The following is a 25721-nucleotide window of genomic DNA, read 5'->3' as shown; positions in this document are numbered from 1 at the left end:
AAAATTATATATAGTATACAAAAGGAGTTTTTGATGGGACAAAATACAGGACAAAGTTTAAAAAATAATTTTTTAACATTATTGTTATTATCCTTTTGCGGATCTATTATTTATGGTTTACCTTATTTTAGAAAGTATTATTATGATGATTATATGAGTCTTTATCATTTAAATAATTTTGAAATGGGGCTTTTGGGTAGTGCTTATGGATTGCTTGGTTTGTTTTCTTATGCTTTAGGAGGTTATTTAGCAGATCGTTTTGCACCAAAAAAGTTATTGATTTTTTCTTTAATTGCTACAGGGCTTGGTGGTTTATTGCATTTATATTTTACTTCTTTAAATGCACTTTTGATTATTTATGGAATTTGGGGGATTACTTCATTATTAACTTTTTGGCCTTCTTTGATGAAAATAGTAAGGAGCTTAGCAAATTCTAAAGAACAAGCAAGGGCTTATGGAATTTTTGAAGGCGGTAGAGGAGTTGTTGGTGCTGCACATTTGGCTATAGCTACGAGTATTTTTGGATATTTTCAAACAAAAGCCTTGGCCGCACAAGGTATAGAAATGGTTATTGTGTTTTATTCTATAGCTCCTATTGCAAGTGCTATTTTATTGTTTTTTCTTTTGAAAGATGATATTAATGAGCAAAGTGAGAAGATTAAAATCAAAGACTTGGTTTTTCTTTTGAAAAATTCTGCTCTTTGGCTTGTGGTTGCTATTACTTTTTGTACATATTTTTTTAACATGAGTTTTTATTATTTTACTCCTTATGCAAGCAATGTTATAGGAACTTCTGCTGTTTTTGCAGCTATTTTAACGGTATTGGCTCAATATATTCGTCCGGTTTCTTCTGTAGTGGGTGGATTTATAGCAGATGGATATGGAAAAGCTAAAATAATGATGATAGGCTTTATTTTAATGGGAATTGGTGTTATTTTTTTAATGCTTAGTTCAAAATTAAATGGATTTTTACAAATGAGTGTTTTAACTTCTGCTTGTGTCATAATTTATATAGCTATGTATTCTAATTTTGGAATTTATTATTCTTTACTTAGTGAGGGAAAAATTCCTATACATTTAGCGGGTATGGCTATAGGTATTGTATCTACTTTTGGGTATTTGCCTGAAGTTTTTGCACCATTACTTGCTGGAGATTTATTAGATAGATACCCAGGTGTAAAAGGTTTTCATATATATTTTACCATCATGATAGTTATGGCTATTTTGGGTGTAATGTTTTGTTTGATTTGGATTAAAAAATACAATAAAAAGGAGATGAAATGAAGGAAATTGTTTTTAACTTTAAAAACAAGGTTAGAGTAATAGAAAATGAATGGATAGTTTTAAAAGATGGCACTAAGCTTTCATCACGAATTTGGCTTCCTCAAGTAAAAGAAAAAGTTCCTGCTATATTAGAATACATTCCTTATAGAAAAAATGATGGAACAAGGGGTAGAGATGAGCCTATGCACGGATATTTTAGTGGTAATGGCTATGCGGTTGTTAGGGTTGATATTAGAGGAAGTGGGGAATCTGATGGTTTATTAGAAGATGAATATTTAAAACAAGAACAAGATGATGCCTTAGAAGTCATTGAGTGGATTGCAAAGCAAGAATGGTGTGATGGGAATATTGGTATGATGGGTAAATCTTGGGGTGGCTTTAATTCTTTACAAGTTGCAGCAAGAAGACCTAAAAATTTAAAAGCAATTATAGTAGTAGGTTTTACTGATGATAGGTTTAATGAGGATATTCATTATAAAGGCGGATGTTTGCTTAATGATAATTTTTGGTGGGGTAATATCATGCTTGCATATCAATCACGCTTTGTTGATCCAAAAATTGATCCAAATGGTAGAAAAAAATGGTTCAATAGGCTTGAGAACATGCCTTTATGGCCCACATTATGGCTTGGGCATACTTTAAAAGATGATTATTGGAAGCATGGGTCTGTTGGGGAAAATTATGATGATATACAAGTTCCTGTTTTTGCATTAGATGGATGGGCTGATTCTTACACTAATCCTGTTTTTACTCTAATGAATGGTTTGAAAGTTCCAAAAAAAGCTATCGTTGGTCCTTGGGCTCATGTTTATCCTCATGATGGCTTACCTTTGCCTGCAATGGGTTTTTTACAAGAAGCACTTAAATGGTGGGATAAATGGCTTAAAAATGAAGAAAGCGATGTATTTGAAGCTCCTATGATACAAGCATATATTGAAAAAAGCTCTAAGCCAAATTCAAAAACAGAGAAAGTAGAAGGTCGTTTTGTTGCTTTAAATGATTTTAAAAATGATATTAGCTATAAAAGATACTATTTAAATCCGCATAAATTAACATGTAAAAAATCAAGTGAATTTATCAAAATTAACACTCCATTAAATCATGGGCTTTTATCAGGAGAGTGGATGGGAGCTGGTGTTTTAGGAGAAAGTCCTAGCGATCAAAGGTTGGATGATGGGATGGCAGTTGTTTTTGAAAGTGATTTTTTAGAACAGGATTTAGATGTCTTAGGCTTTCCTATGTTAAATGTAAAAATTGCAAGCGATCAAGAAAAAGCTATGCTTTTTGCTCAACTTAGTGAAGTTAGAGCTGATGGTTTTGTAAAAAGAGTAAGTTATGGAGTAATCAATCTTGCATTAAGTGATAATAAAGAGCAATTTATACCTTTAAAAAAAGATGAATTTATCCAAAAGCAAATCAAACTTGATGCTTGTGGATATAGATTTGCCAAGGGTTCTAAGATAAGATTATCATTAGCAAATTCTTTTTGGCCTATGTTTTGGCCTATGCCAAAAATTTCAACATTAACTTTAGATTTAAATGAGTGTGAATTTAATTTACCATGTTTTAATGGTCAAGATAGCGATAAAATCAATATGCAACCACAAAGTGCTCCTTTAACTCCAATAACACTTTTAGAAGAAGGTAGGGTGGACAGAAGCATTTCTTATGATATTTTAAACGATACTTGGACTTGTATTACAGATGGTGTTGGTGGAGTTTTTGGAGAAGGTGTTTATAGATTTGATGAGGTTGATGTTTTAGTAAAGCACAATTTAAAAAGAGAATTAAAACTTCAAAATGAAAACCCATTAAGTGCAGAATATACCATTACTCAAACAATGCAAATAGGACGCGAGGGTTGTATGATGGAGGCGGATATAATCTTAACACAAACTAGCGATTTGGAGTATTTTTATATTAAGGGAAAATTAGTAGTTAAGGAAAATAATAAGCTTGTTTTTGATAAAAAATATGATTGTAAAACTAAAAGAAATAGTTTATAAAATTTCCCAAAGTAAAATTTACTTTGGGAATTAATTTTCTTGCAAGATTTTAGCTAAATCTTTAGCACCTTTTAAATCCACTTTGCCAGAGCCTAAAAGTGGGATTTGTTCTACCTTAAAATATCTACTTGGTTTAAAAATAGCAGGCATAGTAGAGTTTTTAATTGCTTCACAAATTCCTTCAAAATCTTGCTCTTGGCATTCTACTAATAAGCATACCATTTCACCTTTTTTATCATCATCTAGTGCAACTGCGCAAAATTTTACTACATCTGTATTGATAAATTTAGCAATTTCTTCTTCTAAAGCTCCTAAAGATATCATCTCACCACCAATTTTTGCAAAACGAGAATAACGATCTACTATATATAAAAAGCCATCCTCATCTACATGGCCTTTATCGCCGGTATTATACCAGCGTATGCCATCGATTTCTTTGATAACTTCATCGGTTTTTTCTTTATTGTTTAAATAACCCACCATAACCTGATGGCCACCAATGAGTATTAATCCATCTTCTCCATGATTTAAACTTTCATAAGTAGATGGATCTACTATGCGTATAGCACTTCCTGGTAAAGGCATACCTACGCTACCTTCTTTATTTGCACGATGTAAAATCCAATAGTCAGGATCAAATTTATTCGGTAAATTTACACTTGCAACCGGAGTGGTTTCAGTAGCTCCATAGCCTTCAAAAATAGGTTTTTTAAATTTCATTTCAAAGGCAGTTCTTACTTCGCTTTTGAGTTTTTCAGCACCTGAAACGATAATCCTTAAGCTTTCAAACATAATCGCATCAAGTTTTTTATTTCTTGCATAAATACCTAAAAAAGTTGAAGTAGCACACATAATGCTAACATTGTTTTTTACTATAGCTTTTGCTACACCTAGCGCATCTGTTGGATCAGCATGTGTTATGCTTTTAATCCCTTCTAATAAAGGCATAAAAGTAGTTACAGTTAATCCAAAAGCATGAAAAGGTGGCAAAGAAGATAAGACAACATCTTCATTTTTTGCACATAATACATCTGAAATTTGAGCTATATTGCTTAAAATATTGCGATTATTTAGCATTACCCCCTTAGGTGTTCCCTCGCTACCACTACTAAATAATATAGCAGCTATGGCAAGGTTTTGTTTATTAGATGCAAATAATGCTTTTATTAAACAAGTAGGTAAGATACTTACTAAAGCAAGCATAGAAAAGATTTTGAGTTTTTGTCTTTTAAAGTTTGCGATAATATCTTCCATAAAAATGATTCTAACATGCTCTTCAAATTCTAGTTTTATACCTTTATTTTCTAATTTTTCCATAAATTTTCTAGAAGTATAAATTTGTTGAATTTGAGAGCTTTGAATGGCTTGATTTATTGCTTTTACACCTGCTGTGAAATTTAAATTTACCACGATTTTATTTGCAAGTAATACAGCTAGATTACAAAGAGAGCTAGCCATAGAAGCAGGGAGCAAAATTCCTATACATTCTTCTTTTGGAGCATAGCTTCCTTGGGTAGGTTGTATATTTAACTCATGCGATCTATTTTTTATAAAAGAGCTAAAAACTAAACTTAAAGCAAGCATTTTTCTATAAGTAATACCACCTATTAAAGGATCAACAATAGCTATTTGACTTAAATTTCTTTTAGCGCTATCTATCCAAGCTCTAGCTATAGTATGCATACTTTCACATTGAGATTTCCAAGCAATAAATGAAAGTTCAAAAACCTTTGCTTTAACCACTTCTTTTTTAGTGTGTATTGGCAAGCTTTTTCCAAAAGCAATAGCGATTTTTCTTTTGCTTATTTTGCGGTTTCTTGCTGAAAATTCTTCATCACTTCTTGAAAAAGCACTTCCCCAAAGTCCTCTAATATAAAAAGGTAAAATCACTCCATCTTGCTCTTCTAATTTTGAGCAAACTAACTCAAATCCACCTTTAAATTCATTAAGCTGTCCATGGCGTGAAAGCACTCCTTCTGGGAAAAGGCAAACTAAATTTCCATTTTTAATATGCATAGCAATAAGCTCTAAGCTTGATTTGCTAGAAGCACTTGAAACAGGAATAACTCCAAATTTATCAAGAAAAATTCTAATATACCACTTAGAATAAATGCTTTTTTCCATAACAAAATAAATTTTTCTTGGTATAGCCATTTGCACAATAGCCCAATCTATAAAAGATATATGATTGCCAAGTAATAACGCTCCACCTTTTTCAGGAATATTCTCAAAACCTTCTACCAATAAACGGTAGCGTTGAAAAAACGCTATACTCATTAATAAACGCACTAAAGAAAAAGGCAATTTACTTAGCACATAAATGCTTCCAAAAAATGCCACAGCGATGATAAAATAAAACAAATTTATCACTTCAATTTTAGCATAAGCAGCAAAAGTAGCTAGTGCTAAAAAGCCTAACATAAAAATATTTTGTATGAAATTATTTCCTGCTAAGACTTTTCCTAGTTCATTTTCTTTTGCATGAAATTGTATTAGAGAGTTTAAAGGTATGATAAAAAATGCTCCGCTTAAACCAAAAATAAAAAATACTACACTATAACTTAGTAAGTTTTCTAAAAATGGCATTAAAATGCTCATTAGAAAAATCCCTAAAGCACCTAGTGGTATAAGACCTAATTCGATGTAATTTTTAGAAAACTTACCACTAATAAGTGATCCTATAATCACTCCTATACCAGAAAAAGCTAAAGAGCATTGTACATAAAAGGTATTTTCTATGAAAAGATCATTTTTTGCATATACAGGAAAACTCACTAAATAAAGTTGTGATATGGCCCAAAAAAGTGAAATTCCTATAATACAAAGCCAAATAATTTTATGAGAAAATATTGTTTTTAAATTAGAGGTTAAAAGCTTTCCTTGTAAATATTGTTTTTTATCAAAACTTAAATTTTTATCTTCTTCTTTTAAGCTAGGAAGTTTATAAGCTAAAAAAAGTTCTAATAAAGCAAAAGCTATTAATACAAAACCCAAAGGTGCAATTTGTGTTAAAATATCCGAAGGAGTGTTAAAATTTGACTCAAAAAGCATTTCAAAGCTTAGAGAAAATACTGCCATACCGGCTAAAATAGCCACAATACTTACTGCATTGACAGCTCCATTTCCCATAGCTAAAAGCTCTTTTCCTACTAATTCTTTTATAAAGCCATATTTTGCAGGAGAGTATAAGGCAGATTGCACTCCCATGATAAAAGTCATTGTAAATGCAAGCCAAAATGCTCCAAGATAATAACACAAACAAATAATACAAGTTAATATTACTGAAAATAATGCAGATATTTTCATGATTTTATTTTTAGGAAATTTATCCGCTAAAAATCCAGATGGTGAAAGCATAAGAATAAAAGGCAAAAGCATTAAAGCATTGACAATAGCAGTTAGAAAAAGTTGGGTGCTATCTTCATAAAATTTATAAATGGTATTTTGTATGATGATTTTGTGTCCTAAATCCACAAAAGCGTTAATAAAAGCTACTGCTAAAAATGGCAATACGCCAAAAATCTTTAAAAAATTTCCTTGCATTTAAAACTCCATTTTATTTTAAAAATATTATTTTATTATATAAAATTTAAATGGAGTTTTGATATTTGATTAATCTTTAAATTCTACCACTTCATTAAATGCAAAACGAGCTTTTTCTGTACTAGAATTTTTTTGGGCATGTCCTAGAGCAATGAGCATAGATACTCTTTGTTTGGTAGTGTCTAAATTTAAATATTGATTGATTTTATCTTTATCAAAGCCACCGATAATACACGAACCTAAATTTAAACTATAAGCAGCATTGATAATATTTGCAATGGCAAGATGACTTTGCTCTTTTGCATAAATAAAACTTTGTTCTAAATCCATTGCGTCTAAAAATGGCTTATAGGTTTGCAAGCGTTTATTTAATTCTTCTTGGCTTAAACCACGCTTTTTTAGTTTTTCTTCAAAATAATCTTTAAAATCAGCTCTTGAGATCACAACAATAATAGCAGCACAATTTGCTACATGGTTTTGATTGTTAGCTATTTTGGCAATTTCTTTTTTATGTTCATCTTTTTGAAAAACTAAGAATTTCCAAGGTTCAAGCCCTAAAGAACTAGGAGATAATCTAGCACATTCTAAGATATATTCTAAGTTCTCTCTAGAAATTTTTTCTTGAGTATATGCTCTAATGGAAGAGCGATTTTGCATTAAATTTAAATAATCTTGCATATAATTTCCTTATTTTTAGTTTAATTTATCTTATATCTTATAAGCTTTAAAATTGTTAAAATTATATTTTATTGCTACAATTTTATTTTTGCTTCACACAAATGTTTTATTATGCGGTTTTTAAAGGATTAAAATGAAAAAAATAATTTATTTAAGCATATTTTTGATTATACTTATTATAGGGGTGTATTTTTACTTTTTTGCAAATAAGGAAGAATATAATTATCTAACTTATGAGGTTAAAAAACAAGACATTACTCAAAGCATAGAAGCAATAGGTGAAGTTTATGCAAAAACCCAAGTTGATGTTGGTGCACAAGTTAGTGGGCAAATTACTAAACTATATGTAAAATTGGGCGATCGTATTAATGAGGGTGATTTAATCGCGCAAATTGATAAAGATAAACAACAAAATGATTTAGATATTACCAAAGCTAGACTTGAAAGTGCAAAGGCAAATTTAGAAAGTAAAAAAATTGCTCTTGATATAGCTACTAAACAATACCAAAGAGAGCAAAAGCTTTATGCTAAAAAGGCTACCTCTTTAGAAAATCTTGAAAATCTTAAAAATACTTTTTATGCCTTAAGAGCAAATGTGGCTGATTTAAAAGCTCAAACTACTCAACTTGAAATTTCTTTAAAAAATGCTCAAAAAGATTTAGCTTATACTACTATAACTGCACCTAGTAAGGGTGAGATTATCAATGTAGCAGTTGAAGAGGGGCAAACTGTAAATGCAAACCAAAATACACCAAGTATAGTGCGCTTGGCCGATTTAAGTGAAATGGAAATTCGTATGCAAATAGCTGAAGCTGATATTAATAAAATCAGTGTTGGAAAAAAGGTAAAATTTAGCATTTTAAATGAGCCTGATAAAAAATATGAAGCAACTATTTCAAGTATAGATCCAGCAAATACTACCATAAGTGATGCAACAAGCAATACAAATTTAAACTCAAACTCAAGTACTAGCACTAGCGCTGTATATTATTATGCAAGGGTTTTTGTAAAAAATGATAATAATTTTTTACGCATAGGTATGAGTACAGAAAATGAAATTGCTATTAAAACAGAAAATAATACTTTAGTTATACCAACTTTGGCTATAAAAAGCGATACAAGTGGTTATTATGTAGAAATTTTAAAAGCCAATAATATAAGTGTAAAAACACCTGTTAAATTAGGTATCAAAGATAGTTTAAATACTCAAATTTTAGATGGTATTAATGAGGGTGATTTAGTTATCATAGGTAAAAATAAAAAATGATACGCTTAGAAAATATACAAAAAAAGATTAATAATACAACTATTTTAGAAAATATTAATCTTTATATTCAAAAGGGAGAATTTGTAGCCATTATAGGACAATCAGGAAGTGGTAAAACCTCTCTTTTAAATATTATAGGCACACTTGATGAGCCAAGTAGTGGAAAATACTTTTTAGATGCATATGAAGTAACTAATTTAAGCAAAGATGAAAAAGCAAGAATTAGACGCGAAAAAATTGGTTTTATTTTCCAAAGATATAATTTGCTTAGTCTTTTAAATGCTAAAGATAATGTAGCCTTACCTGCTGTTTATGCAGGAAAAAATAAACAAGAAAGATCGCAAAAGGCTAAAGAATTACTTTCTTTTTTAGAGCTTGATCATAAAGAATTATCAAAGCCAAATGAACTAAGTGGTGGGCAACAGCAAAGAGTTTCCATAGCAAGAGCTTTGATGAATGGTGGTGAGCTTATTTTAGCAGATGAGCCAACGGGTGCGCTTGATTCTAAAAGCGGTAAGATAGTTTTAGAAATTTTAAATAAACTAAATGAGCAAGGACACACCGTAGTTTTAGTCACTCATGATAGAGAAATAGCTGCTAGAGCAAAAAGAGTTATAGAAATTAAAGATGGTAAGATTATAAGTGATAATGGTGCAAAAAAAACAGATGAAATAAAAACTAAGTTAATGCCAAAAGAGAAAAAAAGCTTTAATTTGCTTAAAAATCAGCTTTTTGAAAGTTTAAAAATGTCCATAGCTTCCATTGTAGCACACAAACTACGCTCTTTGCTTACTATGCTTGGTATTATCATAGGCATAGCTTCAGTAGTTTGCGTGGTTGCTTTAGGGCTTGGAGCCCAACAAAACATACTTGCTTCTATTAGCTCTATTGGGACTAATACTATAGAAGTTGTTTCAGGGCGTGGCTTGGGAGATATTCGATCAGGTAGAACAAGGCTTAATTTAAGTGATTTAAAAACCTTAAGTTCTTTGCCTTATTTAGAAGCAGTAGAAGCAGATGTGGGTAAAATAGGGGTGGTAACTTATAAGAATAATTCTTTACAAGCTAGAATTTATGGAGTAGGACCAAATCATCTAAGACTTAGAGGTTTTGTGATGGTAGATGGTAGGTTTATTAATAATGAAGATATAAAAGATAATACTAATATTTGCATTATAGATGAAAATGCTTTGAGAATTTTATTTGATAATATCAGCGTTAAAGATGTTTTAGGTAAAAGCGTGATTTTTAACAAGCAACCTTTAACTATAGTTGGTGTTTTAAAAAAAGAAAGAGATAATAAAGGCTTTAGAGCTGATGAAAATACCATTAAAATTTATACTCCTTATTCTACTTTGATGAATAAAATCACAGGAGATAAACAAATAAGAGCTATAGTAACTAAGGTAAAAGATGAGGTAAATCCTGCTTTGGCTGAAGAAGCTATGGTAAAAATTTTAGAGATTAAACGCGGAAAAAAAGATTTTTTTACTATAAATTCTGACGCGATTAAAAATGCCATTGAGGAAAATACTGCTACTTTGACTTTACTTATTTCTTCTATTGCAGTGGTATCTTTGATAGTAGGTGGTATTGGTGTGATGAATATCATGCTTGTTTCAGTAAGTGAGCGCACAAGAGAAATTGGAGTTAGAATGGCTATTGGAGCTAGAAAAGAAGATATTTTAATGCAGTTTTTAATCGAAGCTGTGTTGATTTGTTCTTTAGGGGCTATTTTTGGAGTAATACTTTCTTTTATCATCATTGAAGTATTTAATTCTTTAAATTTTGGTTTTACGATGATACTTTCATTAAATTCGGTATTTTTAGGGCTTTTAAGTTCGGTTTTAATCGGAGTGGTTTTTGGATTTTTCCCAGCAAAAAATGCAGCAAATTTAAATCCTATTAGTGCTTTATCAAAGGAATGAGATGAGAATATTTTTATTATTTTTTATAGCCTTTTTTTTAAATGCCTGCGTAGGAGTAAAATTAGAACAAGTATCTCAAGAACAAATAAAAAAAGAATATTTTGAAGATTTTAACGCAAGCAAGGCTTGGTGGGAAAAATATAACAATCAAGACTTAAATAATATCTTAAAAGCTATTATTGATAATAATAAAGACTTAAATATAGCAAGGGTTAATTTTTTAAGTACTTTAGCTAGATATAAGCTTTTAAATTTAGATCTTTATCCTACTTTGAGTGGAAATTTTGGTGCAAATATAAGAAAAAATTTAAACAATGGCACAAAAACGCATAGTTTTTCAAATGGCATTATGTTAAATTATGAGCTTGATATATATGGCAAAATTTCAGATCAAGTTGCTAGTTCTGAATTTTTAGCAAAAGCAAGTGAGTATGAGTTACGCTCTTTAGAGCTTGATACGATTAATTTAGCGATAAATAGTATTTTTGAATTTATTTATTTCAATGATGTAGATCATTTATTAAACAAACATTTAAAAAATCTAGAGCAAATGCTAGAAATTTATACTACTAAACTTAATTATGGAAAAGTTGAATATATAGATCTTTTAAATATTAAAAAATCTTTATTAAACACTAAACAAAATATCATTACAAATTTACAAAATAAAGACTTAACTCTTAAAAATATAAAAGACTTACTGGGTAAAGATGATGAGCATTTGATTAATAAAATGCTAAATTATACTCTTGAAGATTTTTCTTTGCAAAAAATTAATTTTGATATAGAATTAAAAATGCTTGCTTATAGACCACAAGTTCAAGCAAAACTAAATCAACTTATGGCTTCTTACAAGGATTATACAAGTGTGCAAAAAAGTATTTTACCTAGCATAAAAATATTGGGAAATTTAGATGGGAATAATAAGAATATTGATGAGAGTTTTAAATTTTTAATTTTAGGAGGCAATGTCGCCATTGACTTACCATTTTTGGACTTTTATAGAGTAAAACAAAATGTAAAAATTTCTGAATTAACATACCAAGCTCGTTTGGTTGAATATAAAGATGTATTACAAAGAACTATCCATGAATTTAATTTTTGTTATGAAAATGACAAGTATTATAATGATTTGTTAAAATTAGTAAAAAATATCAATATTAATCAAGAAAAAATTACACAGCTATATTTAGAAAAATATGAATTAGGTCGCAGTGAACTAAAAGATTATCTTGATGCGGACGCTTTGCTTATAAATTCACTCCAAGAGCTTAGCAGAGCAAAGCTATCTTTGCTTAAAAATATTAATTTATATCACAATATTGTTTTAATTTCAGAGTAAAAAAGACTAAAAGTGTTTCATTTTGTAATATTATAAGAAAAGAGTGTTGTTTATTTGCGTTGTTTTAAAGTCATTTAGAATACAATTGATAAATAAATCAAACAAAGGAGAATTATGAAATTTGATTTTTATGCAACGCTAGTTACTATGGTTATAGTATTGCTTTTAGGCGTATTTGTCATTAAAAGGGTAAAATTTCTTCGTGATTATAATATCCCTGAGCCAGTTGTTGGTGGTGGGATTGCTGCGATTATTCTTTTGATCTTACATAGTTTCTTCTCATTGGATATTAAATTTGATGAATCTATGAAAGATCCTTTAATGCTTGCATTTTTTTCAAGTATTGGTTTGTTAGCTGATTTTGCTTCTTTAAAAAAGGGTGGAAGAAAATTAGCAATTTTTTTAGTTGTTGTTGTTGGCTTGCTTTTTGCACAAAATATAGTTGGCATAGGTGTGGCAAGTGCTATGGGGCAAAATCCACTAATGGGACTTATAGCAGGTTCTGTTACAATGAGTGGCGGTCATGGAACAGGTGCAGCATGGGCAGCTGAATTTATTAAAGAACCTTATTTTTACTCTAGTGCAACTACTGTTGCTATTGCTTGTGCTACTTTTGGGCTTATTTCAGGTGGTATCATAGGTGGGCCTGTTGCAAGATATTTAGTCAATAAATATAAGTTAGTAGTTCCAAAGCAAAATGATGATAAAGATGCGATTTTAAATTTCCAGTCTCCAGAAAAAGAAAGACTAATCACACCTTCTTCTTTTATAGAATCTTTGGCATTAATTGCTTTATGTTTATTAATAGGTAGTGCTTTGTCTACTTATATTAAAACAAATACAGGTTTTACTTTACCAACTTTTGTGTATTGTCTTTTTGTAGGTGTGGTTTTAAGAAATGTTTTATCAGCTACAAAAATTCATCATGTATTTGATAGAGAAGTATCAGTTTTGGGTAATGTAAGCTTATCTTTATTTTTAGCTTTAGCTCTAATGACTATTAATCTTTGGGATTTAGTAACTCTTGCACTACCGATGTTGGTAATTTTAGCTGTTCAGGTTGCTATGATGGCTGCTTATGCTATATTTATCACTTTTAGGGTATGTGGAAAAGATTATGACGCAGCAGTTTTAGCAGCAGGACATTGTGGTTTTGGTTTGGGCGCTACTCCAACAGCTATGGTAAATATGCAAACTGTAACAAATCACTATGGTATGAGCCATATGGCATTTATTATTGTACCTTTAGTGGGTGCGTTTTTCATAGATATAGTAAATGCTTTAGTGATCAATGCTTTTTTGTATCTACCATTCTTTCATTAAAATCATCTAGCACTAAATTGGTGCTAGATTAAATTTTCTTATCTTTACTTTTGCATAAATGATTTAAAAAGCACTCTTTGCATAAAGGATTTTTAGCTTTACATGTATAACGCCCAAAAAGCACCATAGCTTGATGAAGATAGTTTAGATTATCTTTAAAAATTTTAGTTAAGTCTTTTTCGGTTTCTTCAGGAGTTTTGGCTTTGCTAAGATTAAGTCTATGCGAAACTCTAAATACATGGGTATCTATAGCCATGCAATTAGCCCCGCACCATTCTATCATCACTACATGTGCAGTTTTTTGTCCTACACCTGCTAGAGTTTTCAAATCTTGCTCGTCCATTGGAATTTCACCATTAAATTGCTCGCAAACTGCTTGAGCCATTTTGATTAAATTTTGTGCTTTATTATTATAAAATGAGCAAGAATTAATCAAAAGTTTTAAAGAAGATAAATTTGCCTTAGCTAAATCTTGCACACTAGGGTAAGCTTTAAATAAAGCAGGTGTGATGAGATTAACCCTTTTATCAGTACATTGAGCTGAAAGCATAACACAAACTATAAGTTCATAAGCATTACTAAAAACTAATTCTGTTTTTGCTTGTCCAAAATGTTTTAAAAATAATTCTTTAATTTCTAAATTTCTTTTCATAAACTTATTGTATGTTAATCGGCTTTAAATAAAGTTTAGATATAATAAAATCAACAAAACTATTTCAAAGGAAAAACAATGAAAAAAATTTCTTTAGTTGCTGCGGCTTTATTAACAGGTTTGAGTTTAAATGCTGCGGTGGTTGCCACCCTTGATGGAAACAATATTAGCGATACAGAAGTAAATGAGTTTTTTGCTCCTATGTTAAGAGGTGCTAAAATCACTGACTTACCAGCTGAACAAAAAAAAGCAATCATTGATCAATATATCATCCAACAACTTGTATTAAAAGACGCTAAAGCTCAAAAAATAGAAAATGATCCTTCATATAAAGAAGAATTAGAGCGTGCTAAAGAAGCTATCATGGTAAATATCTATCAAAAGAAAATTTTTGATTCTATCAAAAATGATGATGCTAAGGCTAAAAAATACTATGAAGCAAATAAAGATAAATTTACTAAACCAGCTCAAGTAAAAGCTAAGCATATTTTGGTAACTAGTGAAAAAGAAGCTAAAGATATTATTGCCGAGCTTAGTAAGTTAAGTGGAAAAGCTTTAAATGATAAATTTGCTCAACTTGCAAAAGAAAAATCAATCGACAAAGGTTCTTCGGCTCAAGGCGGTGATCTTGGATGGTTTGCTGAATCAACTATGGTAAAACCATTTGCTGATGCAGCTTTTTCTATGAAAAAAGGTACTATTTCTAAAACACCAGTAAAAAGTGATTTTGGATATCATATTATTTTAAAAGAAGATGCTAGAGCGAAAAGTACTATGAGTTATAATGAAGTAAAAGCAGGTATTGAAAGCAATATCAAAATGGAAGAATTTAAAGAACTTATGAATAAAAAAGCTCAAGAGCTTCGTCAAAAAGCAAAAGTGGAATATAAATAATGGGTGTATTAGATCTTGTCAAACCAGGTGTTTTAAGTGGCGATGATCTAAATACCGTATATAATTATGCAAAAAAAGAAGGATTTGCTATCCCTGCGGTAAATGTCGTGGGGACAAATTCTATTAATGCGGTTTTAGAAAGTGCTAAAAAAGTTAATTCACCTGTGATTATTCAATTTTCAAATGGTGGAGCTAAATTTGTAGCAGGAAAAGCTTGTCCAAAAGCTGATGTGCTTGGTGCTATAAGTGGTGCAAGACATGTGCATTTAATGGCAAAAGCTTATGGAGTTCCAGTAATTTTACACACAGATCATGCTGCTAGAAAATTACTTCCTTGGATTGATGCTTTGATTGAAGCAAATATTGAGTTTAAAAAAGAAACAGGTAAGCCTTTGTTTAGCTCTCATATGATTGATTTAAGTGAAGAGGATTTAGAAAGTAATCTAGGCACTTGTGAGAATTATTTAAAACAAATGTCTGAGCTTGGAATTTCTTTAGAGCTTGAGCTAGGATGTACGGGTGGTGAAGAAGATGGAGTGGATAATACTAATATTGATAATGCAAAATTATACACTCAGCCTGAAGATGTAGCATTAGCTTATGAGAGACTTTCTAAAATTAGTGATAGATTTTCAATTGCAGCTAGTTTTGGTAATGTACATGGAGTATATAAACCAGGAAATGTGATTTTAAGACCTGAAATTCTTAAAAACTCTCAAAATTATGTAAAAGAAAAATTCAATCTTGGTGAAGATAAACCAATCAATTTTGTTTTCCATGGTGGCAGTGGTAGCGATATAGAGGATATCAAAGCAGCACTTAGCTATGGTGTAATTAAGATGAATATTGATACAGATACACAATGGGCTTTTTGGGATGGTGTTAGAGAGTATGAGCTTAAAAATAAAGCTTATTTGCAAGGCCAAATTGGTAATCCAGATGGAGAAGATAAGCCAAATAAAAAATATTATGATCCAAGAGTATGGCTTAGAGCGGGCGAAGAGAGTATGATCAAACGCTTAGAATGTGCTTTTAGCGATTTAAATTGTATCGATAGAAACTAAGAGTTTTATAACTCTTAGTTGATTTTCCTGTGAAGATTTTAAATTTTTAGAGTAAAATTAACAAAGGTTTATAAAATGGAAGTTAAAACAACTGATGATTTTTCTGATCTTGTATTACCTGAAGGAAAAGGTAGCACAGGAATTGTTGCTTATTTAAAGATTATTTTTATCCCTGCTATATTGTATATTTTAGTGCTTTTAGGGTATTTTGGAAAGATTGATTTTAAAGTAGAATTACATAGTGTTGTAATGATAGGGATTATCTTTTTAGTGGCTTTGATCTTTGCTAGACATAGTGCTGATTATGCTTCAAGTATTTTTGAGCAACAAAAAGATGAGTTTAAGCTGATATTAAAACGCTATATTATGAAACATTTTTTAGTTATAGGTAAAGAAACAAAGTCAAATGCTAGCTTTGATGATTTTGCATATGCTTATGTGAAAGATTTGAGAAATGAAAATTTTGCTTCTGTGGGTGCAGCTATTTTTCCTATGCTTGGTATTTTAGGAACTTTTATAAGTATAGCCATGTCTATGCCAAATTTTAATTCAAGCGACACAGCAGGCTTAGAACAAGAAATTTCAGTTTTATTAAATGGAGTAGGAACAGCCTTTTATGTATCAATTTATGGAATTTTCTTAGCACTTTGGTGGATATTTTTTGAAAAATACGGTAGTAGTAAATTCCAAAAACTTCTAAATCGTCAAAAAAATGCAACAAGCGATTTTTTCTGGTCTAAAGAAGAAATTGATAGAAAATACCTTCAAGAAAGTTTGCAACATTTTGAAAAAATAGGCACGATTTTTGAACATGTAAGCAATGAGGAATTTTTTAAAGAACTAGATAATACAATAGATAGAAAATTTAAAGTTTTTCAAGAACTTGTAAATGCTGAAGAAAAAGCTGTAAGATTAAGCAGTGAGCATGTAAAACAAACTATGAGTGATTTATCTAAAACCCAAAGAGAGCAAAAAGATATTGTTAAAACTTATAGCGAGATTGCAAATGCGGTAAATATGTTAAATTCAAACATAAAAGATTTAACTTTAAGAATTTCAGAGCAATATAATAGACTTTTAGATGTGAGTTCAGATAAGATTGTGCATTTAGATAAAAGTGTGAGTGCTTTAGATGAAAAGGTAAATAATTTTTCAAATAATATTGAAAAATATCAAAATCTTATGCTTGATAATCAAACTAAGCTTTTTGAAGGCTTTAGGGCAAGTATTATAGAGGGTATGCATACTTTTAAAGAAGCTTATGAAGATGAAAAAAATATTGACGAAAAAATTTCACTAATGCAAGAATTTAAAGAAGAAAGCAAAGAATTAGATGAGCAAACCACACAAGTTATTGCAAAGCTTGAAAATCAAAAAGAAGATGAAAAAATAGATGATAAAAAATAATTCTAACAATGAAGAAAATAATTTTTGGATAGCTTATGCAGATTTAATGGCGGGCTTGCTTTTTATATTTATTTTGCTTATTGGAGCTATAGTTGTTAAGTATGTTTTAACTCAAAGTGATTTACAAATCATAAAAGAAAATTTACAAAAACAAGAAGAACGCTTAAGAGAGAATAAAGAAGAATTAAACCAAAAAGAAGATATTTTAAAAAGTCTTAGCCAAAAATTAAGTAATACCTCAAGTACACTTGATAATATCAACAAGCAAAAACAAGCTTTAGAAGCTAATATTACTAAACTTAATCAAGATTTAAATTCAAGTTTAGATGAAAAAGATCAGCAAATTTTTGCTTTACTTGAAAGATTAAATAAAAAAGATGAGGAAATCAAAGAATTAGAGCGTAATTTTGATGAGGCGAAAAGCAAAATCAAAGAACTAGGATTAATCAAAGAAAATACCATCAAAAATCTTCAAGCAAAATTTGATACTAATATTACTCTAGATTCTAATACAGGCGCGATAGTTTTACCTTCTGAAGTGCTTTTTGATACAAATTCTTTTACTCTAAAAGCTCAAGCAAAAGAGAATTTAAAGGCAATTTTAACACAGTATTTTGACAATATCTTAAAAGATGAAAATATCTTAAATAGTATAGAAAATATAGTCATAGAAGGGCATACGGATAGTGCAGGCTCTTATATATATAATCTTGATTTATCACAAAAAAGAGCTTATGCTGTGATGAGTTTTATACACTCATTTTACAAAGATCCAAGATTGCAAAAACTTTTAATGGCAAGTGGTAGATCTTATTCTGATGTGATTATGAAAGATGGTAAAGAAGACAAAGAGGCAAGTCGTAGAATAGAGATTAAGTTTAATATCAATACAAATAATGCTTTAGAAAAGGTTGAAAAATACCTTGATAGCAAGTAGAATTGATGTTTTAAAATACAAAGATTTTGAATTTTTACTCAAAAGAGATGATTTACTAGGTTATATTAATGGAAATAAGGCTAGAAAACTAGCCTTTTTTGAAAAAAATAAACATTTATTTAAAAAAGGACAAAGATTTATTTCTTTTGGCTCCTCTCAAAGTAATGCTTTAGTTGCTTTAGCTAAGTTTTGTTACGAAAATGATTTTTTGCTCATTTTTGTTTGTGAAAAAATGAGTTCTTTTTTAAAAGAAAATCCCCATGGAAATTTAGAATTTGCATTAAAACACAATGTGAAGTTGATAGAAAATATAAACTATCCCACAAGAAGACTGCAAGCTTTAGCCTTGAAAAAAGATGATGATATTTTTATAGAAGAGGGTGTGGCTATAAAAGAAGCTGAATTTGGATACCAGCAACTAGCCTTAGAGCTTAGTGAGCAGTTAAATGAAAATGTAAGTATTTTTTTACCTTCAGGTACAGGAACTTCTGCGGCTTTTTTGGCTAAACATAGTAAATTTAAAGTTTTTACATGTGCTTGTGTGGGCGATAGTGCATATTTAAAAGAGCAAATTTTAAGCTTAGAGCCAAATTATGATTTTGGTAATTTAACCATATTAAATTCACCTAAAAAATATCATTTTGCTAAGCCTTATTTAGAATTTTATGAGCTTTATAAGGATTTAAAAAAAGAATGTGGAGTGGAGTTTGATTTGCTTTATGATATGGTGGGTTTTAAAACTTTATTAGCTCATAAAGAGCAATTTGGTAGAAAAATCTTATATATCCATCAAGGAGGCCTTGAAGGAAATATAAGCATGTTAAAGCGTTATGAGTATAAATTAAAAAATTCCAAAATAAAAAATCACTAAAATAATCAAAGGTATAATAAATTTAACATAATAATACCATAGTTTAAAAATACTTCCTTTTAGGATATTTTGATTGGAAAGTTCATAAATAGCATCTTTTTTAAGCACCCAACCTACATAAATACAACAAAAAAATGCGGTTAAAACAAAGAATATATTTCCACTAATAAAATCAAAGCTATCAAAAATATTTTTTCCCTTGATGATAGTAATATCTCTTAAAGGACCATAAGTAAGTATGCATGGTAAATTTCCCAAAACAAAAATACTTCCAAGTGTTAGATTGATAGCAGTATTTTTAGCTAGTTTAAATTTTTCCTCCAAAACACTAATGATTACTTGATAAATTGGCAAGCTTGTAGTAAGTGCAGCGATGATTAAAAGTAAAAAGAAAAACACGCAAATTATACTTCCAAAAGGTATATGTGAAAATGCAACAGGTAGGGTTTTAAAAACCAAAGATGGCCCACTATCAGGGGTTAAACCTACGCTAAATAAAGCTGGGAAAATCATAAATCCAGCAAGCACTGCTATGAGAGTGTTTAAAATTCCTGTATAAACAGAAGTTTTGATTAAATTCTCATTTTTCTTAAGGTGAGATGATAAGGTTATCATTACACCAAAACCCAAAGATAAGGCAAAAAATACTTGCCCTAAAACATCTATAAACAATTTGGGAGTGATTTTAGAAAGATCAGGAGTAAGGTAAAATTTCACACCCTCGCTTGCTCCTTCAAGAGTTAAATTGCGTGCAACAACAACCAAAAGGCAGATAAACAAAAATGGCATAAGGTATTTTACTGACTTTTCTATGCCATCAATCACACCTTTTTTTAAGATAATCCAATTAATTATCACAAATATAGTAGTAAAAATTCCTATTAATAAAGGATTATTTTCTATAGTAGAGCTATAAAATTCGCTTGTATATTGAGCGTTAATGGGACTTGAAAGATTAAAATCGCCTATGATAATTTTAAAAATATAAGCTAAAACCCATCCGCCTATTACCATATAATAAGCCATGATTCCAAAACTACCTAAAAGTCCCATATAGCCAACACCTTGCCAAGAATTAGATATTTTAACTCCATCGCTTGTTTTTCCGCCAAAAGCATCGACTGAATTTAGCATTCTGCGTCTTCCTATGACATTTTCGACCAAAATCACAGGAATTCCTATAAAAATCATAGCTATACAAAAGGCCAAAACATAAGCACCACCTCCATTTTCACCCACTAAATATGGAAAACGCCAAGTGGCTCCAAAGCCAATAGTCGCTCCTGCTACTGTAAGGATATAAGTTAGCGTATTGCTCCAAGTTTGTCTTTGCATGCTTTTTCCTTGCTAAATTTAAATAAAAAATATTTTAAGATAAAAAATAATACCATTATGCCAAATTTTTATTTATTTTTTTATCAAATTAAAGGAAAATCCATGCAAAAAAAGAAAATTTTGTTTTTAGGTGCAGGATATGCTACTTTATCGGCTATAAAAGCCTTACCTGATGAGTTTTTTGAAAAAGCACAAGTGAGTTTGATTAATAACAATTCTTATCATTATCATACTATTTTACTACACAAAGTAGCTTCCAATGAAGATATTTATAGTTCAAAATATGATCTTTTGCCTTTATTAAATCCAAAAATCAACTTTATCCAAGATGAAGTTTTAAAAATTTCTAAAGACAAAGTTTTTACTAAAAATAATGAATTTGACTTTGATATTTTAGTATGTGGGCTTGGTTTTGCCAAAGAAACTTTTGGTATTAAAGGCATGCAAGAATATGCTTTGAGTATAGATAATTATGAAAATGCTTTAAAAATTAATGAAATAATATATGAGAAAATAAAAAATTATAAAACCACCCAAAATGAAGATGATTTAAAAATCGCAGTTTGTGGTGGGGGTTTAAGTGGGGTTGAATTTGTAGCTTCTTTAGCTAAAGAGCTTAAAATATTTTGTCAAAAAGAGCAAATTGCTTATGAGAAATTAGAACTCTCTATTATTGAAGCTATGGATCAAATTTTACCTATGTTTGATAAAAGTTTGGCTTTAAAAGCAAGGCAAAGGCTAGAAGCACTTGGTGTGAAAGTATATGAAAAATCTAAAATTATAGAATGTGAAAAAAATGGCATAAGGCTTGATGGGGGAGAATTTATTAAAGCTAATACTATCATTTGGACTGCAGGAGTTAGAGGTAATAGTGTTATAGAAAATAGCTCAGATTTTCCAAGCACAAGATCGCGTATAGAAGTAGATGTTTTTATGCATCCATTAAATGTTGAAAATTCATCAAAATACTTTTTTATAGGCGATAATAGTTTATTTAAAAACCCTAAAACTAACACTCCATATCCTCCAACAGCCCAGCTTGCATTAAGAGAAGGAGCTTATGTGGCTAAAGCTTTAATGGCTATGATTGATGAGAAAGAATTTAAACAAGAATTTTCTTTTGTGAGTGGAAATACCGTTTGTTCAATCGGAAAAGATTATGCAGTTGGCACGGTTTTACATAAACCAATTAGTGGTCTTTTGGCAATAAAACTTAAAATTTTTATAGAAAAACTATGGCAATATCAGCTTGAAGGATTGAAAGGTTTTTTGAAATAAAATTAATTTTAAATAGAGTCCTTTAAGGAACTCTATTTAAAAATTCATTTGCATCTACATAGCCTATAATGCGTCCTTTTTCCTCGCTTTTGTTAAAAAATATCATCACAGGAGGCCCAAAAACTCCAAATTCTTTCATAAGAGCTAAATCTTCTTGGCTATTATGTGTTACATCTGCTTTTAAAAGTGTGTAATTAGCAAGTAAATTTTGTACTTTAGCATCTGTAAAAGTATATTCTTCTAAGAGCTTGCAGTTTTCACACCAAGCGGCTGTAAATTCAAGCATAATAGGTTTGGTAGAATTTTGTAATTCTTGCTTAAGTTCTTTTAAATTTTTAATGGTTTTAAAACTTAAACTAGGACTATTTTCTTTTGAGGCAAGGTTAAACTCAAGAGGTTTTAGTAAGCTTTTTGAACCCATTGAACCACCTAAAATTAGGCTTAAACTGTAAGTTAAAACTAAAATCATACTCGCTTTTTTAAATTTGTCAAAATTAGTTTTAGCTTCATCAAATAAACCCATAAAACTAGCAAAAAATACCCCTATAATTCCATAAAGTATCAAAATGATATTTGCACTAAGTATTCTTTCTAGCATCCAAACTGCCATAATGAGCATGATAAAACCAAAGAAAATCTTTATCTTAAGCATCCAAGCCCCACTTTTTAAAAGATTTCCTCCAAGACCTATTAAGAGTAAAGGCATGCCCATACCAAAACTCATCACAAATAAAGAAAGTCCTCCCAAAAATACATCACCACTATTAGTAATATAAAGCAAAGCTCCTGCTAAAGGTGCAGCCACGCAAGGTCCTACAATAAGAGCTGATAAAAAGCCCATGATAGCTATACCAAAAACTCCATTTTTACCTTCTATTTTTTTATTGATAAAATTTTGAAATTTAAGCGGTAATTGTAATTCATAAAGTCCAAACATAGAAAGTGAAAGTAATACAAAAATGCCTGCAAAAGTAATGATAATCCAAGGTTGTTGTAATAAACCTTGTACATTAGCCCCTGCAAGGCCTACTAAAGCACCTGCTATAGCATAAGCTAAAGACATAAAAAAGACATAGATAAAAGATAAATAAAAGCTATGTTTTTTAGATGGTTTGTCTTTGAGCTTCATTGCAATTAATGAAGAAAGAATAGGTATCATTGGTAAAATGCAAGGAGTAAATGCTAGTAATAAGCCATAACCAAAGAAAGTCAAAAGTGTGATAAATATATTTTGTGTGCTTAAATCATTAGCAATTTGCTCATCTTCGTTTTGCTTTTTAAATTGATCTTTAGTTGATTTTATAGCATAAATTCCATTTTGTTTATTAAGCTCATAATTTACATATACAGGACGATAGCATAAACCTTCTTCTGAACAACCTTGATAAGCTAGGGAAAGTTTTGCTTTGTTATTTTTAATAAAATCATCTAATAATAATTGAGGTATGAAAAGTTCAAGTTGGCTAAAAATTACTTCTTTATTTTCTCTAGTTTGAGTTTGTGGGAAATTTAATAAAGAAGTAATATCATTAGAGTCTAATTCTACTTTGATTTGATCTTTATAAAGATAAATTCTATCTGCAAGATTGATTTTTAAAAAAATTCCTTGATTATTGCTGTGAGTATTGAGTTTAAAGGCTTCATTAAGTGATAATACTCCATTGTTAGCAAAAGCTAAATTTAAAAAAATAAAAAATACCGCTAAAAAACGCATTTTTCTCCTTGAAATTGAAAATTAAATTTGTTTTATTTTACTTATTTGTGGTAAATTTAAGTTAATAATTATCCTAAATTAAGGAGTTTGTTATGGATAAGGATAAATTTACTCTTATTAAAGTGAAAAAATCAACACTTGAGTATGAAAGCGAACTTAGAAGATTACAAATTGAGCTTTTAAAATTTCAAAATCATGTCAAAGATAAAGGATTAAAAGTTTTGATTTTAATTGAAGGGCGTGATGCAGCAGGAAAAGGTGGTGCTATTAAAAGATTAATTGAACATTTAAATCCTAGAGGTTGTCGTGTGGTAGCACTTGAAAAACCAAGTGATGTGGAAAGAACTCAGTGGTATTTTCAGCGTTATGTGACACATTTGCCTGCAGCAGGAGAGATAGTAATTTTTGATAGATCTTGGTATAATAGAGCGGGAGTGGAACCTGTGATGGGTTTTTGTACTCCAAATGAGCATAAAAAATTCTTGCGTGAGGTGTCTTCTTTTGAAGAAATGCTACTTGATAGTGGAATTTTGTTTTTTAAATTTTATTTTTCAGTTTCCAAACAAGAGCAAAAAAGGCGTTTTGAGCAAAGGAGAACAGATCCGCTAAAACAATACAAACTTTCTGTTGTTGATGAAAAATCACAAGAATTATGGGATAAATACACTCTAGCAAAATATTCTATGCTTTTAGCTTCTAATACACCAAAATGTCCTTGGGTGATCATTAATTCAGATAGTAAAAAGAAAGCAAGGATAAATTTATTTAAATATCTACTTAATTCTTTAGAATATCCAAATAAAATTAAAAATAAGTATTTTAAATATGATAAAAAATTAGTCCGTAGCGGTGAGGAAGAAATTCGTAAGATGGAACTTAGTTTAAATGATGAAAAACTTAAAAAATTTGATAAAAAATAAAGGCTAGAATTGAATCATCTTTTTATAGTGCGTAATAAATTTAATGAGCATAAAAAAATCAGTCCAAAGGTGTTTGCTATTAATGCCTTTTTGCTAGCATTTTTATTGTTTTTATTTTTTTATTTATCTTTTTTAAGTGCTAGTTATAATTTTGATTTTATGGCAATTTATGAGTATAAAAACAAAATGATACAAGGTTTTTTTACGAGTTTTTTTATTAGTGTTTTGTCTTTGATTGTAGGTGTGATTTTTGCTTTGATTTTGTGTTATATGAGTCTTTGTAAAATCGTGCTTTTTAATATGTTTGCAAGAGTTTTTATAGAGCTTATTAGAGGCACACCTTTGCTAGTGCAAATTTTATTGATTTATTATATTTTTGCAGATAACTTGGGGCTTGATAATCGCTATGTTTGTGGAGTTTTGATTTTAGCTTTATTTGCTAGTGCTTATATTTGTGAAATATTTAGAGCAGGGATTTTAAGTGTTGATAAAATGCAATATGAAAGTGCTAAGGCTTTAGGTTTGAGTGAGTTTGAAATTTATAAAAGTGTGATTTTTCCTCAAGCTTTAAAAAATATCTTAGCACCACTAAGTGGACAACTTAGTAATTTGATCAAAGATAGCTCTCTTTTAAGCGTTATAGCTATTTCAGAATTAACTCAAAATGCTCAAGAAATTAATGCTTTTACCTTTTCTACTTTAGAAATTTATATTCCCTTAGCGCTTTGTTATTTGGTTTTAACTTTACCTATTTCTATGTTTTCAAGAAAGCTTGAAAAGAGTTTTTCTTAAAAGAAAAACTCAAGCTTTTGTTCTTTGAAAACTTCTTGCATATCTTTGAGATATTTTTGACTTAGCTTATCAAAAAGACCATTTTTTTTAAATTTTAAAATAAACTCATTGAGCTCTTCTTTTTCCAAACAAGAGCAAAAAAGGCGTTTTGAGCAAAGGAGAACAGATCCGCTAAAACAATACAAACTTTCTGTTGTTGATGAAAAATCACAAGAATTATGGGATAAATACACTCTAGCAAAATATTCTATGCTTTTAGCTTCTAATACACCAAAATGTCCTTGGGTGATCATTAATTCAGATAGTAAAAAGAAAGCAAGGATAAATTTATTTAAATATCTACTTAATTCTTTAGAATATCCAAATAAAATTAAAAATAAGTATTTTAAATATGATAAAAAATTAGTCCGTAGCGGTGAGGAAGAAATTCGTAAGATGGAACTTAGTTTAAATGATGAAAAACTTAAAAAATTTGATAAAAAATAA

The 25721-nt window shown here is 29.8% G+C and carries 19 protein-coding genes and 1 pseudogene; 15 read left to right on the top strand and 5 right to left on the bottom strand.

Translation table 11 applies throughout. The features are described 5' to 3' along the window. Window positions 1-33: 33 nt before the first annotated feature. Window positions 34-1284, top strand: coding sequence for an MFS transporter (locus L8W57_RS00210; RefSeq protein ID WP_220567114.1), 1251 nt, complete (start codon window positions 34-36; stop codon window positions 1282-1284). Next, window positions 1281-3290 carry a CocE/NonD family hydrolase gene (locus tag L8W57_RS00205; protein WP_263661793.1) on the top strand — a complete coding sequence of 670 codons (2010 nt, stop codon included), beginning with the start codon at window positions 1281-1283 and terminating at the stop codon, window positions 3288-3290. The genes L8W57_RS00210 and L8W57_RS00205 overlap by 4 nt, the downstream gene beginning before the upstream one ends. A 30-nt stretch (window positions 3291-3320) precedes the next feature. Here L8W57_RS00205 and L8W57_RS00200 read toward each other — a convergent pair whose 3' ends face one another. Beyond that, window positions 3321-6833, bottom strand: coding sequence for an acyl-[ACP]--phospholipid O-acyltransferase (locus L8W57_RS00200; RefSeq protein WP_133318816.1), 3513 nt, complete (start codon window positions 6831-6833; stop codon window positions 3321-3323). Between the two features lie 69 nt (window positions 6834-6902). After that, complete coding sequence (locus L8W57_RS00195) at window positions 6903-7511, bottom strand: NAD(P)H-dependent oxidoreductase (protein ID WP_133318817.1); 609 nt, start codon at window positions 7509-7511, stop codon at window positions 6903-6905. A 133-nt stretch (window positions 7512-7644) separates the two neighbouring features. Between L8W57_RS00195 and L8W57_RS00190 the strand changes: the two genes are divergently transcribed. The 4 genes from L8W57_RS00190 (at window position 7645) to gltS (ending at window position 13371) form a co-directional block, all read left to right on the top strand. Beyond that, window positions 7645-8778: an efflux RND transporter periplasmic adaptor subunit gene (locus tag L8W57_RS00190; protein ID WP_263661792.1), complete on the top strand. Its 1134-nt coding sequence runs from the start codon at window positions 7645-7647 to the stop codon at window positions 8776-8778. Beyond that, window positions 8775-10706, top strand: a complete 1932-nt coding sequence (locus L8W57_RS00185; protein ID WP_133318819.1) for an ABC transporter permease — start codon at window positions 8775-8777, stop codon at window positions 10704-10706. Before L8W57_RS00190 ends, L8W57_RS00185 begins: the two co-directional genes overlap by 4 nt. Before the next feature lies 1 nt (window position 10707). Beyond that, complete coding sequence (locus L8W57_RS00180; protein ID WP_133318820.1) at window positions 10708-12048, top strand: TolC family protein; 1341 nt, start codon at window positions 10708-10710, stop codon at window positions 12046-12048. A gap of 114 nt (window positions 12049-12162) precedes the next feature. Beyond that, window positions 12163-13371, top strand: a complete 1209-nt coding sequence (gltS, locus tag L8W57_RS00175) for a sodium/glutamate symporter (RefSeq protein ID WP_133318821.1) — start codon at window positions 12163-12165, stop codon at window positions 13369-13371. 28 nt (window positions 13372-13399) lie between these two features. On the opposite strand, the gene nth is transcribed toward gltS, so the two are convergent. Beyond that, window positions 13400-14023, bottom strand: coding sequence for an endonuclease III (nth, locus tag L8W57_RS00170; protein ID WP_263661791.1), 624 nt, complete (start codon window positions 14021-14023; stop codon window positions 13400-13402). A gap of 78 nt (window positions 14024-14101) precedes the next feature. Here nth and L8W57_RS00165 point away from each other — a divergent pair, with 78 nt between their 5' ends. The 5 genes from L8W57_RS00165 to L8W57_RS00145 all read left to right on the top strand — a co-directional run bounded on the left by L8W57_RS00165 (window position 14102) and on the right by L8W57_RS00145 (window position 19196). Then, window positions 14102-14917: a peptidylprolyl isomerase gene (locus L8W57_RS00165; RefSeq protein WP_133318823.1), complete on the top strand. Its 816-nt coding sequence runs from the start codon at window positions 14102-14104 to the stop codon at window positions 14915-14917. Then, window positions 14917-15981 (top strand): class II fructose-bisphosphate aldolase, encoded by a 1065-nt coding sequence (fbaA, locus tag L8W57_RS00160; protein WP_133318824.1) that lies wholly within the window; start codon window positions 14917-14919, stop codon window positions 15979-15981. Before L8W57_RS00165 ends, fbaA begins: the two co-directional genes overlap by 1 nt. A gap of 75 nt (window positions 15982-16056) precedes the next feature. Continuing rightward, on the top strand, window positions 16057-17388 hold the full coding sequence (locus tag L8W57_RS00155; protein ID WP_039626332.1) for a MotA/TolQ/ExbB proton channel family protein: 1332 nt from the start codon (window positions 16057-16059) through the stop codon (window positions 17386-17388). Then, on the top strand, window positions 17375-18325 hold the full coding sequence (locus L8W57_RS00150; RefSeq protein WP_263660064.1) for an OmpA family protein: 951 nt from the start codon (window positions 17375-17377) through the stop codon (window positions 18323-18325). Before L8W57_RS00155 ends, L8W57_RS00150 begins: the two co-directional genes overlap by 14 nt. Further along, window positions 18312-19196 carry a 1-aminocyclopropane-1-carboxylate deaminase/D-cysteine desulfhydrase gene (locus L8W57_RS00145; protein WP_263661790.1) on the top strand — a complete coding sequence of 295 codons (885 nt, stop codon included), beginning with the start codon at window positions 18312-18314 and terminating at the stop codon, window positions 19194-19196. Before L8W57_RS00150 ends, L8W57_RS00145 begins: the two co-directional genes overlap by 14 nt. On the opposite strand, the gene L8W57_RS00140 is transcribed toward L8W57_RS00145, so the two are convergent. Further along, complete coding sequence (locus tag L8W57_RS00140) at window positions 19167-20531, bottom strand: sodium-dependent transporter (protein ID WP_263661789.1); 1365 nt, start codon at window positions 20529-20531, stop codon at window positions 19167-19169. The genes L8W57_RS00145 and L8W57_RS00140 overlap by 30 nt on opposite strands. A gap of 102 nt (window positions 20532-20633) precedes the next feature. Here L8W57_RS00140 and L8W57_RS00135 point away from each other — a divergent pair, with 102 nt between their 5' ends. Then, window positions 20634-21809: an NAD(P)/FAD-dependent oxidoreductase gene (locus tag L8W57_RS00135; RefSeq protein ID WP_263661788.1), complete on the top strand. Its 1176-nt coding sequence runs from the start codon at window positions 20634-20636 to the stop codon at window positions 21807-21809. Between the two features lie 22 nt (window positions 21810-21831). On the opposite strand, the gene dsbD is transcribed toward L8W57_RS00135, so the two are convergent. Then, window positions 21832-23523 (bottom strand): protein-disulfide reductase DsbD, encoded by a 1692-nt coding sequence (gene dsbD, locus L8W57_RS00130; RefSeq protein WP_263661787.1) that lies wholly within the window; start codon window positions 23521-23523, stop codon window positions 21832-21834. 92 nt (window positions 23524-23615) lie between these two features. Between dsbD and ppk2 the strand changes: the two genes are divergently transcribed. From ppk2 to L8W57_RS00115, 3 genes and pseudogenes are all read left to right on the top strand, one after another. After that, window positions 23616-24443 carry a polyphosphate kinase 2 gene (gene ppk2, locus L8W57_RS00125; RefSeq protein ID WP_133318830.1) on the top strand — a complete coding sequence of 276 codons (828 nt, stop codon included), beginning with the start codon at window positions 23616-23618 and terminating at the stop codon, window positions 24441-24443. Between the two features lie 9 nt (window positions 24444-24452). After that, a complete protein-coding gene (locus tag L8W57_RS00120; RefSeq protein WP_263661786.1) occupies window positions 24453-25235 on the top strand; it encodes an amino acid ABC transporter permease in 783 nt (260 codons plus the stop codon). A 66-nt stretch (window positions 25236-25301) separates the two neighbouring features. Further along, window positions 25302-25721 (top strand): annotated as a pseudogene (locus L8W57_RS00115) (polyphosphate kinase 2); the annotation flags it as partial.

The sequence above is a fragment of the Campylobacter sp. IFREMER_LSEM_CL1890 genome (assembly GCF_025772045.1).
Classification (GTDB): Bacteria; Campylobacterota; Campylobacteria; order Campylobacterales; family Campylobacteraceae; genus Campylobacter_D; species Campylobacter_D lari_D.
The sequence above is the reverse complement of the archived record's forward strand: the minus strand, read 5'-3'. Positions and strand labels throughout refer to the sequence as shown.